The 15,173-nt window shown below is 60.0% G+C and carries 15 protein-coding genes and 1 pseudogene; 12 read left to right on the top strand and 4 right to left on the bottom strand.

The features are described 5' to 3' along the window. The first annotated feature begins 191 nt into the window (after positions 1-191). The 8 genes from F8N21_RS11765 (at position 192) to F8N21_RS11730 (ending at position 9,211) form a co-directional block, all read left to right on the top strand. Positions 192-1,547, top strand: a complete 1,356-nt coding sequence (locus F8N21_RS11765; RefSeq protein WP_150642296.1) for a M16 family metallopeptidase — start codon at positions 192-194, stop codon at positions 1,545-1,547. Next, positions 1,540-3,030, top strand: coding sequence for a M16 family metallopeptidase (locus F8N21_RS11760; RefSeq protein WP_150642295.1), 1,491 nt, complete (start codon positions 1,540-1,542; stop codon positions 3,028-3,030). The genes F8N21_RS11765 and F8N21_RS11760 overlap by 8 nt, the downstream gene beginning before the upstream one ends. After that, entirely contained in the window at positions 3,030-3,650 is a 621-nt protein-coding gene (rsmD, locus tag F8N21_RS11755) for a 16S rRNA (guanine(966)-N(2))-methyltransferase RsmD (protein ID WP_150642294.1), read from the top strand. The genes F8N21_RS11760 and rsmD overlap by 1 nt, the downstream gene beginning before the upstream one ends. 304 nt (positions 3,651-3,954) lie before the next feature. After that, positions 3,955-5,298, top strand: coding sequence for a M16 family metallopeptidase (locus tag F8N21_RS11750; RefSeq protein ID WP_150642293.1), 1,344 nt, complete (start codon positions 3,955-3,957; stop codon positions 5,296-5,298). After that, positions 5,291-6,784: a M16 family metallopeptidase gene (locus F8N21_RS11745; RefSeq protein WP_150642292.1), complete on the top strand. Its 1,494-nt coding sequence runs from the start codon at positions 5,291-5,293 to the stop codon at positions 6,782-6,784. Before F8N21_RS11750 ends, F8N21_RS11745 begins: the two co-directional genes overlap by 8 nt. A gap of 77 nt (positions 6,785-6,861) precedes the next feature. Then, positions 6,862-7,872, top strand: coding sequence for a hydrolase (locus F8N21_RS11740; RefSeq protein WP_224788204.1), 1,011 nt, complete (start codon positions 6,862-6,864; stop codon positions 7,870-7,872). 293 nt (positions 7,873-8,165) lie between these two features. Beyond that, positions 8,166-8,885, top strand: a complete 720-nt coding sequence (locus F8N21_RS11735) for an AzlC family ABC transporter permease (RefSeq protein WP_150642291.1) — start codon at positions 8,166-8,168, stop codon at positions 8,883-8,885. Continuing rightward, entirely contained in the window at positions 8,882-9,211 is a 330-nt protein-coding gene (locus F8N21_RS11730; RefSeq protein WP_150642290.1) for an AzlD domain-containing protein, read from the top strand. The genes F8N21_RS11735 and F8N21_RS11730 overlap by 4 nt, the downstream gene beginning before the upstream one ends. 197 nt (positions 9,212-9,408) lie before the next feature. On the opposite strand, the gene F8N21_RS11720 is transcribed toward F8N21_RS11730, so the two are convergent. Then, positions 9,409-10,263: a sulfurtransferase gene (locus F8N21_RS11720; RefSeq protein WP_150642289.1), complete on the bottom strand. Its 855-nt coding sequence runs from the start codon at positions 10,261-10,263 to the stop codon at positions 9,409-9,411. Positions 10,264-10,296: 33 nt separating this feature from the next. Then, positions 10,297-10,968 (bottom strand): TetR/AcrR family transcriptional regulator, encoded by a 672-nt coding sequence (locus F8N21_RS11715; protein ID WP_150642288.1) that lies wholly within the window; start codon positions 10,966-10,968, stop codon positions 10,297-10,299. A gap of 145 nt (positions 10,969-11,113) precedes the next feature. Between F8N21_RS11715 and F8N21_RS11710 the strand changes: the two genes are divergently transcribed. The 4 genes and pseudogenes from F8N21_RS11710 (at position 11,114) to F8N21_RS11695 (ending at position 13,708) form a co-directional block, all read left to right on the top strand. Continuing rightward, on the top strand, positions 11,114-12,544 hold the full coding sequence (locus tag F8N21_RS11710) for a coniferyl aldehyde dehydrogenase (RefSeq protein WP_150642287.1): 1,431 nt from the start codon (positions 11,114-11,116) through the stop codon (positions 12,542-12,544). A gap of 83 nt (positions 12,545-12,627) precedes the next feature. Beyond that, positions 12,628-12,756 (top strand): annotated as a pseudogene (locus tag F8N21_RS31460) (GMC oxidoreductase); the annotation flags it as partial. Positions 12,757-12,871: 115 nt separating this feature from the next. Beyond that, on the top strand, positions 12,872-13,351 hold the full coding sequence (gene coaD, locus F8N21_RS11700) for a pantetheine-phosphate adenylyltransferase (RefSeq protein ID WP_150642286.1): 480 nt from the start codon (positions 12,872-12,874) through the stop codon (positions 13,349-13,351). 105 nt (positions 13,352-13,456) lie between these two features. After that, a complete protein-coding gene (locus F8N21_RS11695; RefSeq protein ID WP_150642285.1) occupies positions 13,457-13,708 on the top strand; it encodes a YfhL family 4Fe-4S dicluster ferredoxin in 252 nt (83 codons plus the stop codon). 233 nt (positions 13,709-13,941) lie between these two features. Here F8N21_RS11695 and F8N21_RS11690 read toward each other — a convergent pair whose 3' ends face one another. Both F8N21_RS11690 and mutM read right to left on the bottom strand, forming a co-directional pair. Beyond that, complete coding sequence (locus F8N21_RS11690; protein ID WP_150642284.1) at positions 13,942-14,277, bottom strand: multidrug transporter; 336 nt, start codon at positions 14,275-14,277, stop codon at positions 13,942-13,944. Between the two features lie 53 nt (positions 14,278-14,330). Then, positions 14,331-15,143: a bifunctional DNA-formamidopyrimidine glycosylase/DNA-(apurinic or apyrimidinic site) lyase gene (mutM, locus tag F8N21_RS11685; RefSeq protein ID WP_150642283.1), complete on the bottom strand. Its 813-nt coding sequence runs from the start codon at positions 15,141-15,143 to the stop codon at positions 14,331-14,333. Between the last annotated feature and the right edge of the window lie 30 nt (positions 15,144-15,173).

Below are 15,173 nucleotides of genomic sequence, written 5' to 3'. Positions count from 1 at the left end.
TGGAACGGCATCGTCGGCGAAAACCCAGAGTTTAGCTGACAAACTCAAAGCTTCTGCCGGAAACTCATACAACCTGCTGACCGATCAAAGGCCTGATAGGCGTGGCCGCCAGTAAAATCGATCAGTATCCTAGCACCCTCTCGCCCGCCGACGCTAAGACCACGCGGGCAGCCCAACAGGTTTAAAAACGAATGAATGCTCTAGCCCGCCGCGCCGCAGGCCTGCTGTTCAGCACAGTTTGTCTGCCCCTTTCAGCCTTGGCTGCCGATCCACAACCCACCCATGAGTTCACTCTCGACAACGGCCTTAAAGTGGTCGTGCGCGAAGACCATCGCGCCCCTGTGGTGGTTTCGCAGGTCTGGTACAAGGTCGGCTCCAGCTATGAAACCCCGGGCCAGACCGGTTTGTCCCACGCTCTGGAGCACATGATGTTCAAGGGCAGCGAGAAAGTCGGCCCAGGTGAAGCCTCGTTGATCCTGCGCGATCTGGGCGCCGAAGAGAACGCCTTCACCAGCGACGACTTCACCGCCTACTACCAGGTACTGGCCCGCGACCGTCTGGCGGTGGCCTTCGAGCTGGAAGCCGACCGCATGGCCAGCCTGCGCCTGCCGGCCGACGAGTTCAGCCGCGAGATCGAAGTGATCAAGGAAGAGCGCCGCCTGCGCACCGACGACAAACCCATGTCCAAGGCCTACGAGCGCTTCAAGGCCATGGCCTATCCGGCGAGCGGCTACCACACGCCGACCATCGGCTGGATGGCCGACCTGGACCGGATGAAGGTCGAGGAGCTGCGCAACTGGTACACGTCCTGGTATGTCCCGAACAATGCCACGCTGGTGGTGGTCGGCGACGTCACACCGGATGAGGTCAAGGCCCTGGCTCAGCGCTACTTTGGCCCGATCGCCAAGCGCGCCATACCGCCGGCGAAGATCCCGATGGAACTGGCCGAGCCCGGCGAACGCCAGATCACTCTGCACGTGAAGACCCAACTGCCAAGCCTGATGCTCGGCTTCAACGTGCCAAGCATTGCGACAGCAGTAGACAAACGCTCGGTGAATGCCTTGCGGCTGATTTCCGCCCTGCTCGACGGCGGTTACAGTGCACGCATCCCGACCCAGCTGGAGCGTGGCGAAGAGCTGGTCTCCGGCGGTTCGTCGAATTACGACGCCTACACCCGCGGTGACAGTCTGTTCACGCTCTCCGCGACACCCAACTCGCAGAAAAACAAAACCATGGCCCAGGCCGAAGCCGGTCTGTGGCGCCTGCTCGAGCAGTTGAAAACCACCGCGCCGACGGCCGAAGAGCTGGAACGCGTGCGCGCACAGGTGATCGCCGGCCTGGTCTACGAACGTGATTCGATCACCAGCCAGGCCACCGCCATCGGCCAGCTGGAAACCGTCGGTCTGTCCTGGAAACTGATGGACAGCGAGCTCGACGAGCTGCAAAGCGTGACCCCGCAAGACATCCAGAACGCCGCCCGCACCTATTTCACCCGCGAACGTCTCAGCGTTGCGCATGTATTGCCCGAGGAGACCGCCCATGAGTGAGCGCAAAAAATCACGCCTGGCCCTGATCGGCCTGGTGCTCGTCGCACTGATTGGCTCGCTGGGTTTCTACCTCAGCCGCCCCAGTGAATCCGATGCCAGCCAGGCGCTGGATAAGGCCAAGGCCAGCAAGAAGCTGCAATCCCTGGCCGAACTGGACGGCAAGGCGCCTGGCCGCCGGGCCCTGGATGTACAGACCTGGAACACCGCCGAAGGCGCCAAGGTGCTGTTCGTTGAAGCCCGTGAACTGCCGATGTTCGACATGCGCCTGACCTTTGCTGCCGGCAGCAGCCAGGATGGCACTGCGCCCGGTCTGGCATTGCTGACCAACTCCATGCTCAACGAGGGCATCGCCGGCAAAGATGTCGGCGGGATCGCCGAAGGTTTCGAAGGCCTCGGTGCCGATTTCGGCAATGGCGCTTTTAAAGACATGGCCGTCGCCTCGCTGCGCAGCCTGAGCGCGGCGGATAAACGCGAACCGGCCTTGAAGCTGTTTGCTGAAGTGGTGGGTAAACCGACCTTCCCGGACGACTCGCTGGCGCGAATCAAGAACCAGATGCTCGCCGGTTTCGAATACCAGAAGCAAAGTCCTGGCAAACTGGCGAGCCTTGAGCTGATGAATCGTCTTTACGGCGATCATCCTTACGCCCACTCCAGCGATGGCACCGCGAAAAGCGTTCCGCCCATCAGCCTCGCTCAGTTGCAGGCATTCCACGCCAAGGCCTATGCCGCCGGCAATGTGGTGATCGCGCTGGTTGGCGACCTGTCGCGCAGCGAAGCCGAGGCCATTGCTACACAAGTCTCCGCTGCACTGCCCAAAGGCCCGGCGCTGGCGAAAATCGAACCGCCGGTTGAGCCCAAGGCCAGCATCGGCCATATCGAGTTCCCGTCCAATCAGACTAACCTGATGCTTGCGCAACTGGGCATCGACCGTGATGATCCGGACTACGCGGCATTGTCCCTGGGCAACCAGATCCTCGGCGGTGGCGGTTTCGGTACGCGGCTGATGAGTGAAGTCCGCGAGAAGCGTGGCCTGACTTACGGCGTATACTCCGGTTTCACCCCGATGCAGGCTCGCGGGCCGTTCATGATCAACCTGCAGACCCGCGCCGAGATGAGCGAAGGCACGCTGAAACTGGTTCAGGACGTTCTGGCCGATTACCTGAAAACCGGTCCGACCCAGAAAGAACTGGACGACGCCAAGCGTGAACTGGCCGGCAGCTTTCCGCTGTCCACCGCCAGCAACGCCGATATCGTCGGGCAACTGGGTGCCATGGGGTTCTATAACCTGCCACTCAGCTATCTTGAAGACTTCATGCAGCAGTCCCAGAACCTGACCGTCGAGCAGGTCAAGACCGCACTGAACAACCACCTGAGCACCGACAAGATGGTCATCGTCAGCGCTGGTCCAACCGTGCCACAAAAGCCGTTACCGGCCCCTACTGATAAACCCGCCGAGCAGCCGCTCGGGGTTCCGGAGCATTAATGGCCAGCCCATCGCGTCCCAGCAAAAAACCGCTTCACAACGTCCATAACGGCGTTAACCAATTGCGCATCATCGGCGGCGAATGGCGTAGTCGTCGCCTGAGCTTCCCCGACGCCCCAGGCCTGCGCCCGACGCCGGACCGGGTCCGGGAAACCCTGTTCAACTGGCTCGCGCCGTACGTGGCCGGGGCCAAAGTACTCGACCCGTTCGCTGGCAGTGGCGCGTTGTTCCTCGAAGCCCTGTCCCGTGGCGCTGCCATGGGCCAGGCGCTGGACAGCAGCAACATCGCCGTGTCCAGCCTGCGCGAGCACCTGGGCACCCTGCGCTGTACCACCGGCCAGGTGCAGACCGCCGACGCCTTGCGGTACCTGGAAAGCCAGCCGGCGATCGCGTTCGACCTGGTTTTTCTCGATCCGCCATTCAACCAGAACCTGCTGCCCGTCGTCTGTGCGCTGCTCGAAGAGCGCCAGTGGCTGGCTGACAACGCCTGGATCTACACCGAAAGCGAATCCGCGCCCTCGACCCTCGGCCTTCCGGCCAGCTGGCGCCTGCACCGGGAGCAGAAATCCGGGCGGGTCTACTATGCATTGTGGCAACGCAACACTGAAACAAACTCTTAAAAAGAGATCTGGACAGGTCAACAGCCTGTCCAGCCATTACGGCTTTTTTCAAACAACCTCACCCGTGAACGGGCCACTGTTGTGCGTGTCTTTCCTATGGACAGCAACCAACCGCCATCTGCATAGCAGCGCAGCGCGCCTGACGATGGTCGATAACGGCCGGGCACAGACTGGCTGCCCGGCCCCTCATGATGACTTCAGGTCGTGACAGGCGGTCACTACATATAGTTACCACCAACCCCTTCGTTGAATGACCCACAGTGGTTTACGGAATTTCCCGTAAGCCACTGAGGATGTACAACGGATGAACATTTCCTGCAGCAGGATGCTGCTCTGCATTGGGCTATTGCCGCTCATGGCAGTCGCCGCGTCCCCGCAAACCACCCACGAATTTACATTGGATAACGGCCTGAAAGTGGTCGTGCGCCAAGACCATCGCGCCCCCGTCGTGAGTTCCCAGCTATGGGTCAAAGTGGGTTCCAGCCATGAGCATCCGGGCCAGTCCGGCCTGTCCCACGCTCTCGAACACATGCTCTTCAAAGGCAGCAGCAAGGCCTGCGCAGGTGCCTATGCAACTACGCTTGAGCGCCTCGGCGCCCGCGAAAACGCCTTTACCGGGGCGGACGTCACCACCTATCACCAGACCATGACGCCGGGGCGCCTTGGCGTAGCCTTTGAGCTGATGGCAGACATCATCACCACTGCGCGCCTGGCTGACGATGACTTCAGCACTGAACTGGAAGTCATCAAGGAGGAACGCAGCAGTCAAGTCGATGACGACCCTCGGTCGCTCACCCATGAACGGCTCCTCAGCATCGCTTACCCGGCCAGCAGTTATGCCAGCCCCACTATTGGCTGGCTGCACGATTTACGCCGCATGAATGCCGCGCAACTACGGGCGTGGTATCAGGCCTGGTATGCACCGAACAACGCCACGCTGGTCGTCGTTGGCGATGTCTCGGTCGAACAGGTAAAGGGGCTGGCTCAGCGCTATTTCGGCCCGATTCCCAGGCGAGACATTCCTCCAGTCATGGCACCTCTGGAGTTGGCCGAGCCTGGCGAACGAAAAATCACCCTACAGCTTGCAGTGCACACCCCGCGACTGATCATGAGCTTCAATGTCCCGAGCCTGACAACGGCCGAGAACCGCCGCTCGGTGTATGCGCTGCGCCTGCTCGACACCCTGCTCGCAGGGTCCAACAGCGCACGCATCAGAAAGCGCCTGCAATTCACCGAACAACTGTTCTCCGAAGTCAGCTCCGAGTACGACGCATTCAATCGCGGCGATTCACTGTTCATCCTGAGCACCGAACTCGACCTCAAACAGACGATCACCCTTACCGACGCAGAAAACCGTTTATGGCAGCTCCTCGACGAACTGAAAACGACGCCACCTGAGGCCGCTGAACTGGAGCGCGCGCGAACAACACTGATAGCCAATCAGATTTACGCGGGTGACTCGATCGAACACCAGGCACACACCCTGGGCACGCTGGAAAGCATTGGTCTGTCGTGGCGCCTGATGGAACAGGAAACCGAAGAGTTCAACAAGGTGACACCCCAGGACATCCAGCACGCTGCAAGCACCTACCTGACTCGTCAACGCCTGAGCGTCGTTAACGTTCTACCGGAGAAGAACAATGGATAAGTTCAGACACCCCTACGGTGCAACCATCACACTATGGCTGGTGCTTTTCACTGTGCTGCTGACCCGCCAGGTCCTGGCCGCCGCGCAAACACAATCGTCGCCACCACGAACGGTCGCGCCCCTGCAATCGCTGGCCGAGCTCGACGATCGCGCGATCCGTCAGCGCCCATTGCAGATCAAGGGTTGGAAAACCCTGACGGGTAGCAAAGTGCTGTTCATCCAGACATCGGAGCTGCCGATGTTTGACCTGCATGTGAATTTTGCCGCGGGCAGTGCCCAAGACCAGCAGCACCCTGGACTGGCAGCCATGACCCTGAGCCTGCTCAATGAAGGTGTGGAGGGCAAGGACTTGGCGGTCATTTTGGAAACCTTCGATAGTCTCGGCGCAAAGCTAGGCACCGGTATCGATAGAGATCGAACGCAGCTCTCTTTGCGCAGCCTCAACGCCACGGACAAGCGTGAACCGGCATTGCAGTTATTTGCCCAAATGCTGGGCAAACCTTTGCTCGCCGAAGACGCCATGACCCGCGTCAAGGCCGAATTGCTCGGCATCCTTGAACAGCAGGGGCAAGCCACCTCCGCACAGGTCTCGCAAACCATGTATGAAACCCTATTTGCCGGACATGCCTACGCACAGCCGGTGCATGGAACGACATCCAGTCTGGCGTCGATAACTCGCGAACAACTGCAAGCTTTTCACAACAAGTTCTACGCCGCTGGCAATGTGCTTATCACCTTGGTTGGCGACCTTTCCCTGGAAGAGGCCCAGAGCATCAGCCTGCAGATCGCCAAAGCTTTGCCCCAAGGGCCGGCCGTTGAACCCGTTGCAGAAGTAGCCCGCCAGGAAAATCCGCCAGGCTTGCAACATATCGAACGTCCCTTGAGCCAGACCCACCTCATGCTCACTCAGCTGGGTGTCACGCGACAGCATCCAGACTATGTGGCATTGCAGGTGGCGAGCATGATTTTCGGTGGCGGTGGGAGCAACTCACGGTTGATGAATGAACTGCGTGAACAACGCGGTCTGACCTACGGTGTTGCAATGGGAAATATCGCCTGGCAGGGCCGCGGCCCATTCAATATCTACGTGCAGACGCGCCCGGAGTTCGGCACCGGGACCCTGAAGCTTATCCAGGATATGTTTCGCGACTACCTGGCTACCGGGCCGACCGGGCAAGAGCTGGACGATGTAAAACGCATACTGGCCGGCAGCAGCCCGCTAGACAGTGCCAGCAACGCGCAGATTCTCTCCCGGCTCGTCGATATCAGCCTCAATAATTTGCCATTGGACCTCGATTTTTCTGTGCAACAGGCCCAGCAACTCACCATCGAAGACATCAGAACAGCACTAAACAAACACTTCGGCGCTGACCAATGGACCGTTGTGACCCTGGGGCCGACAGTGGAGCAACAGGCATTACCTGATCCCGTCAAACCTGCGGAGCAGTCCATGTGTCGCGTGACCAGCGAGTTTGTGGCAAGTTAGGATTTTCCAGTGAGGGCGGCTGCACTCGGACCCATTGAGCGCGGCCGCCTTTCTGAATCGCACTTTCGAGGCTTGATGTGCCCCAGCCTTCTATCCAGCCACTCGCGCCTTTCACCCCTGCCTTGGGCTTGGGCAACCCGCACCTGCAAACCTTGTGGGGACCTCTGTGGCGTAAAACAACTCACATTGATCGTCAACGTGAACGACTGTGGCTGGAAGATGGCGACTTCCTCGATCTGGATTGGCATGGCCCCCATAGCCCCGATGCACCGTTGGTGCTGGTATTGCATGGGCTGACCGGTTCCTCGAATTCACCCTATGTGGCCGGACTGCAAAAAGCCCTGGCGGCTCAGGGCTGGGGCAGTGTGGCGCTGAACTGGCGCGGCTGCTCCGGCGAACCCAACCTGCTGGCGCGCAGTTATCACTCCGGTGCCAGTGAAGACCTGGCGGCAGCCATCAGCCATCTGCGGGCCCAGCGACCATTGGCACCCTTGTATGCGGTGGGCTATTCGTTGGGTGGCAATGTGCTGCTCAAACACCTGGGGGAAACCGGCGACAACAGCGAACTGCTGGGCGCGGTGGCGGTTTCGGTGCCCTTTCGTCTCGACCAGTGCGCCGACCGGATCGGCCAGGGCTTTTCCCGGGTTTATCAGGCGCACTTCATGCGCCAGATGCTCGCCTATATCAAAGACAAACAGCGACAATTCCAGCATGACGGCCGCCACGAAGGCTTGGCGACCCTCGCCCAACTTGGCTCGCTGGAGAATATGCGGACCTTCTGGGATTTCGACGGGCGGGTCACCGCACCGTTGAACGGGTTTGTCGATGCAGAGGACTATTACCGGCGCGCGTCCAGTCGCTACTTTCTCGGCGCCATCCGCACACCGACCTTGATTATCCAGGCCGCGGACGATCCTTTCGTATTCCCCCACAGCTTGCCACAGGCCAGCGAGCTGTCGCCGACCACACAATTCGAATTGCAGCCCAAGGGGGGGCATGTCGGTTTTGTCGATGGAACCTTGCGTAATCCCGCTTACTACCTGGAACGCCGCATCCCTCAATGGCTGACCGGCGCAGGTCACAGGTAGCGTTTATCGGGCCTATTGTGTCGGGAATGATGATTCATTGTGGCGAGGGAGCTTGCTCCCGCTGGAGCGCGAAGCGGTCCCGAAATCAGTCAGCGCGGTTGATCAGATAAAACGTATTCACCGATTTTACGACTGCTTCGCAGCCGAGCGGGGGCAAGCCCCCTCGCCACAGCAAGCCCCCTCGCCACAGGTTGCGCTCGGCACGAGAGCTGCGATTTTTTGGCCACAGCGCAAGATCGTTCAAGACGGACTCAATCCGACTGCCTAAGATGCGGGCAATAAGGAGAGTCTTGATGACCCGAAAGCAACTTTTTTTCCGAGGTATCCGCGACAGCTTTGCCATGGCCGTAGGCATTCTGCCGTTCGGGCTGATCTTCGGCACCCTGGCTGGCGCCGCCGGCCTGACGTTATGGCAGGCGGTCGGCATGTCGCTGTTCGTCTACGCCGGTTCCGCGCAATTCATCGTCATCAGCCTGTTCGGCGCGGGCGCCAGCGCCGTGGTGATTCTGTTGACGACTTTTATCGTCAACCTGCGCCATGTGCTCTACAGCGCCACGTTGCAGCCCCACGCCAGCCAGTTGCCGCAACGCTGGCGGGTGTTATTGGCGTTCTGGTTGACCGATGAAACCTTTGCCGTGGTCCAGCGTTTCTATCTGCTGCACGGGGATCGGCCGCTGGCGCACTGGTATTGGCTTGGCGTGGCCAGCTCGCTGTATGTCTGCTGGGTCCTCAGCTCGTTGGTCGGTGTGCTGTTCGGTCAGGCGGTACCGGATCTGGCCAGCTGGGGGCTTGAGTTCGCCATGCTGGCGACCTTTATCGGCATTGTCGTGCCGTTGCTGCGCAATAAACCGCAAGTGGCTGCAGCCTTGGCGGCGGGTGCCGTGGCGTTGATGACTTATAGCTGGCCCTACAAACTCGGGCTGATGGCCGCTGCGTTCAGCGGGATTGCCGTGGGCGTGGTGCTGGAGCGTCGGCAGTTGGCGACCCGGTCGGGCAAGGAGTTGCACTCATGAGTTACTGGTGGCTGATTTTCGGCATGATGGCGATTACCTTCGTGCTGCGCTACAGCTTGTTCGCCTGGCCAGACCTGAGCTTCCCGCCGCTGGTGCGCCAGGGTTTGCACTATGTGCCGACAGCGGTGCTCACCGCCATTGTGGTACCAGGCATGCTGCTGCCCGATGGCGAGCATTGGGCGCTGAACCTGAGTAATGCGTATTTGCTCGCGGGGCTGGCGACGATTGCCATTGCCGCGTTGACCCGGCATTTGCTGGCGACCATTGGCGGCGGGTTGCTGGTGTTCTTTTTGTTGCGCTGGATGATGGGGCAGTTGCCGGTTTAGAAAAGGACGGCCGAGCACAAAACCTCTGGCGAGGGGGCTTGCCCCCGCTGGGCTGCGCAGCGGCCCCAAAGCCTTCAACTTCATTTTGCAGGCACACCGCATCGACTGCATTTACGACCGCTGCGCGGCCTAACGGGGCGATGCGGCGTTCCGACAAGCCCCCTCGCCACAGGTAATGTATTTGGCTCCTGATCGCGTCAATCGCCCTTGGCAACCGCCCGCGTGGGATCAGTAATCCACTCACTCCACGATCCCGCGTACAAACTGGCCAACGGGTACCCCGCCAGACACAACGCAAACAGGTTATGGCACGCTGTCACACCGGAACCGCAGTACGCCACCAGCTCTGTGGGCGAGCGATCACCCAGCTTCGCAGCGAAGCGTTGTTTGAGCTGGTCAGCCGGCAGGAAACGTCCGTCGCTGCCCAGGTTTTCGCTGAATGCCGCGCATTGTGCGCCGGGGATATGCCCGGCCACGGGGTCGATCGGCTCCACCTCGCCGCGGAATCGCGGCTGGGCGCGGGCATCGAGAAGGGTCAGGGTTGGTTGGCCGAGGCGCTTTTGCAGCTGTTCGGCGCTCAATAGCAACGAGTAGTCGGGTTTACCGACAAAGCTGCCCGGCGCAGTACCAGGAGCGTCCAGGCTTAATGGCAAGCCGGCCGCATGCCAAGCCTTCAAACCGCCGTCGAGGATAAACACCCCGTCGCGCTTGCCCAACCAGGCCAGCAACCACCAGGCGCGCGCGGCAAAGGCGCCAGGGCCGTCGTCATACAGCACGACATCGCTGTCGGCATTGATACCCCAAGCCTGCAAGCGCTCAACCAGCTGCGCTGGATCCGGCAGCGGATGGCGCCCGGTCACGCCCTTGACCATCCGACCACTGAGATCACGTTCCAGATCGGCGAAAGAGGCACCGGCGATATGCCCTTCGGCATAACTGCGCTGGCCGTAATCCGGGTCTTCGAGGGCAAAACGACAATCCAGAATCACCAGCCCGGCCTGCTCCTTTTTCAGGTCCAGAGCTTGAGGGCTGATCAATTGCGCAATGGCCATAGCGGGCTCCTGTGATGAGGTCAGAGATCAATCCTACTGCACTTCTTCCAGTGCCTGCGCCAATGGCACATAAAACTCCTCGAATAACGCACTCACTGCGTCCCGCGCCTGGTCCGTGACAAATCCGGCTTCCAGCACCAGCACCTGGTAGACACCGCGCTTGATCGCTTCTTCACTCAGATGCGTGGAATTTTCCCGTGAGGTACAGAGAAAGCGCACCCAAGAGGTCAGGATAATCCATGCGTTGAGGGTCAGAGATTCGATCTGAACCTTGTCCATTCGCAAAATGCCGGCCTCAACGAAGCCCTCATAAATGGCTCCACCCTGAATCAGACAACGTTGGGAAAAACGTCGATAACGGTCAGCCAGTTCTGCATCGCTGTCGAGCAGGTGTTCGAGATCCCGGTGCAGGAAGCGGTAGCGCCACATGGCGGAGAGCAGCGCTTGCAGGTAATACCGTTTGTCTTCGACTGTGGCTGCGCGGCCCTGGGGTGGACGCAAAAAGCTGTCGACCAGGCTTTCATATTCACTGAACAGCACGGCGATGATCGCCTGCTTGTTGGGGAAGTGGTAGTACAGGTTTCCCGGAGAAATCTCCATGTGGGCGGCGATATGGTTAGTGCTGACGCTGCGTTCGCCCTGCTGATTGAACAACTCCAGGCTGTTCTGGACGATGCGCTCGCTGGTTTTTATCCGTGGGGCCATGGGCTTGGGCTTTAATTCAGAGGGCGTTGCGGAACATCTTACGACCTATCCCGGATCGGATAAATCAAAGCTGTCGAGGATGTCATTTGACCATATAGAGCATAGACTCTAAAAATCCACCCGCTAAAATAAAAAAGAGCCGTCCATGTCTGCCGATATTGCCTACCTGCAAGACTCCCAACCGCAACTGGACGAGCTAAACAGTCTGTTTTCCGCCCAGCGCCTGGCCTACGCAGCCAACCCGATGCCGCCGGCTGCGCAACGCCAGCAGTGGCTCAAAGCCCTGCGTGAAGTGTTGAGCGACGAACGCCAGGCATTGATCGACGCCATCAGCCAGGACTTCAGCCATCGCAGTGCCGATGAAACCTTGCTCGCCGAGCTGATGCCCAGCCTGCATGGCATTCACTACGCCAGCAAACACCTCAAAGGCTGGATGAAAGCATCCCGGCGCTCCGTAGGCGTGGCCTTCCAGCCGGCCTCGGCCAAGGTCATCTATCAGCCGCTGGGCGTGGTCGGGGTGATTGTGCCGTGGAACTATCCGCTTTACCTCGCCATCGGCCCTTTGGTCGGTGCGTTGTCTGCAGGTAACCGGGTGATGCTCAAGCTCAGCGAGTCGACGCCAGCCACCGGGCAGCTGCTCAAGCAATTGTTGGCGCGGGTCTTTCCTGAAGACCTGGTCTGCGTGGTATTGGGGGAAACCGAGATCGGCATGGCCTTTTCCAGGCTGCGCTTCGATCACCTGTTGTTCACCGGCGCCACCAGTATCGGCAAACAGGTAATGCGCGCGGCGGCGGAGCATCTGACCCCGGTGACTCTGGAACTGGGCGGCAAGTCCCCGGCCATTGTCTGCGCCGACGTACCGCTCAAGGATGCGGCTGAACGCATTGCCTTCGGCAAGACCCTGAATGCCGGACAAACCTGCGTGGCACCGGACTACGTGCTGGTGCCGGAAGAGCGCGTGGGCAGCTTTATCGAAGCCTATCGCAAAGCCGTTCGCGGGTTTTATCCCGAACTGGCGAATAATCCGGACTACACCGCCATCATCAATGACCGGCAACTGGCGCGGCTCAACGGCTACCTCAGTGACGCCACCAGCAAGGGCGCGCTGCTGATCCCGCTGTTCGAGCAGAACCAGGGCCGGCGCATGGGTCACAGCCTGCTGCTGAACGTCACCGACGAGATGACCGTGATGCAGGACGAAATTTTCGGCCCGCTGCTGCCCATTGTGCCCTACAAGGGTCTGGATCAAGCCTTTGCCTACATCAACCAACGGCCCCGGCCGCTGGCACTCTATTACTTCGGCTACAACAAAGCCGAACAACGCCGCGTGCTCGACGAGACCCATTCCGGTGGCGTTTGCATCAACGACACCCTGCTGCATGTCGCTCAGGATGACCTGCCGTTCGGCGGCATCGGTGCATCGGGTATGGGCCATTACCACGGCCATGAAGGCTTCCTGACGTTCAGCAAGGCCAAGGGCGTACTGACCAAACAGCGGCTGAATGCGGCTAAGTTGATTTATCCGCCTTACGGCAAAGCCATCCAGAAGCTGATTCAGAAGCTGTTTATCCGCTAACCCAGGCTGCTGCGCATGGGCTATTGCTCGATTGTGCAACTGCTGATGATGGCCTGGTACCGGCCGCGCGGAATCGTGCTCAATTGAGCAATCTTTCGATCCACGATGGCTCGCTGTTCCCCACCAGCATTGGCGCCAACCCACAGTTGTCGGTCTACGGGTTGACGGCGCAATTGGCGACTTCACTCGCCAAGCGTTTAAAAAACTTGTGAAAAAGCACATTATTCGTACTGTCTATAGTCCTTTCTTCTTCTAAAGGCGGCTTGGCCGACCGGGACGGCTGCGATACCATCCGACTCCCCAACGGACTCCCGCCAGGACGACGCGATGAACCGAGTGTTGTACCCAGGTACCTTCGACCCTATTACCAGGGGCCATGGCGATCTGGTCGAGCGCGCAGCGCGCCTGTTCGACCATGTAATCATTGCTGTCGCCGCCAGCCCGAAGAAAAACCCGCTGTTTCCCCTGGAACAGCGAGTGGCGCTGGCCCGCGAGGTCACCAAACATTTGCCGAACGTCGAAGTCGTCGGCTTCTCCTCGCTGCTTGCGCATTTCGCCAAGGAGAAGAACGCCAATGTGTTTCTGCGAGGCCTGCGAGCGGTATCGGACTTCGAATACGAATTCCAGCTGGCCAACATGAACCGCCAGTTGGCGCCGGAGGTGGAAAGTCTTTTCCTCACCCCGTCGGAGCGTTATTCGTACATTTCCTCCACGCTGGTTCGTGAAATCGCAACCCTGGGCGGCGATATCACCAAGTTCGTCCACCCGTGCGTCGCTGACGCCCTGAACGAACGCTTCAAGAGGTAGGCAGGTAGCTCATCGCGCCCGCGTGCACTGCGGGCGCTAATGCGGCACAATTGCCGCATTAGAGTTTTCATATGCTTGGGCCAGTCGCCCCGGCAGGAGTGCCCCATGTCCCTGATCATCACCGACGATTGCATCAATTGCGACGTCTGCGAACCCGAGTGCCCGAACGCCGCCATTTCTCAAGGCGAAGAGATCTACGTGATCGACCCGAACCTGTGCACCCAATGCGTCGGTCATTACGACGAACCGCAGTGCCAGCAAGTTTGCCCGGTCGACTGCATCCCGCTGGATGAAGCCCATCCGGAAACCGAAGAACAGCTGATGGCCAAGTACAAGATCATTACTGGCAAGGTGTAAGTTTCGGATGACGGCAGCGCCTGTCAGTCAGCCTTCACGGGCAAGCCCCCGGCCAGATAAGACCGTTACGCGAACCGTAGCAGCTGCCGAAGGCTGCGTCCGGCTGCGAAGCAGTCGTAAAACAGGCACTGCGGTATTTCAGACAAACCGTGCAAGCAGGATTTACGACTGCTTCGCAGCCGGACGCAGCCTTCGGCAGCTGCTACGGGGGGGGGCAGTAGCCACACCCTCAATCATTCCCGCTGGTCATACCCCTCCCCAGTACACCCCAGGCATCGCCCGAACGCCGATTTGCCCGGATCGAGCACCAGCGCCTGGAGAGCCTCGTTGAGGCCGCCACCAAACGCAGTAAAGGGCAACGACACTACAAACACCCCTGCGCCAATGACGGTTGCCGCCACCAGCAATGGCCGGGCGATCAACAGGTCGCCGATCATGGCGAAGGCCGGCGGGTTCTGAATGGCATAACTCGGGTCGCCGCTGCCCTCACCGGCAGCCGCCCAGGCTGGCGAAGTCAGCAGGCCCAGGCTCAAGGCCAACGCAACAGCAAGGGTAGGAAACAGCTTCATGGCACGATCCTTCAGCAAGCAAACGAGGGGTCACTATAGACCCTGAGGTCAGTTCAACTCTGGCAACGAGGGCAATAAACGCTGGTGCGCTGCCCCAGGCGAACCTCTCGCAGGCCCGTGCCGCACACTTTACAGTGCTCATTGCCACGACCGTAAACGAACAGTTCCTGCTGGAAGTAACCGGGCTGACCATCGCCACCGATAAAGTCCCGCAGGGTCGTACCGCCGCGCTCGATGGCATGGGTGAGGATGCGCTTGATTTCGATGGCCAGCTTCAGGTAACGCGTCCGGGAAATGCCCTTGGCCTCCCGGCGCGGGTCGATGCCGGCAGCGAATAGCGCTTCAGTCGCGTAGATGTTACCCACACCGACCACCACGGCGTTATCCATGATGAAGGGTTTCACCGCCATCGAGCGCCCGCGGGAAAGCTGGAACAACCGCTCGCCGTCAAACAGATCGGTCAGCGGCTCGGGACCCAGGCGGATCAACAGTTCGTGATTGAGTGGATCAAGGCTCCAGAGCATCGCCCCGAAACGCCGCGGGTCGGTGTAGCGCAAGGCCAGACCTGATTCCAGCTCGATATCCACATGTTCGTGCTTGGCCGCCGGCATGCCGACTTCCACCAGGCGCAAATTTCCCGACATGCCCAAATGGCTGATCAGCGTCCCGACCTCGGCATTAATCAGCAGGTACTTGGCCCGCCGATCGACCGTCACGATGCGTTGCCCGGACAGTCGCACATCGAGGTCTTCCGGAATCGGCCAACGCAAACGCCGGTCACGGACGATCACCCGGCTGACTCGTTGGCCTTCCAGGTGCGGGGCGATACCGCGCCGGGTGGTTTCGACTTCGGGTAATTCAGGCATGGCGCTCTCAGGTCAGAAAATAACCGACGC

The sequence above is a fragment of the Pseudomonas fluorescens genome (genome assembly GCF_902497895.1).
In the GTDB taxonomy this organism is placed as follows: Bacteria; Pseudomonadota; Gammaproteobacteria; order Pseudomonadales; family Pseudomonadaceae; genus Aquipseudomonas; species Aquipseudomonas fluorescens_BP.
The sequence above is the reverse complement of the archived record's forward strand: the minus strand, read 5'-3'. Positions and strand labels throughout refer to the sequence as shown.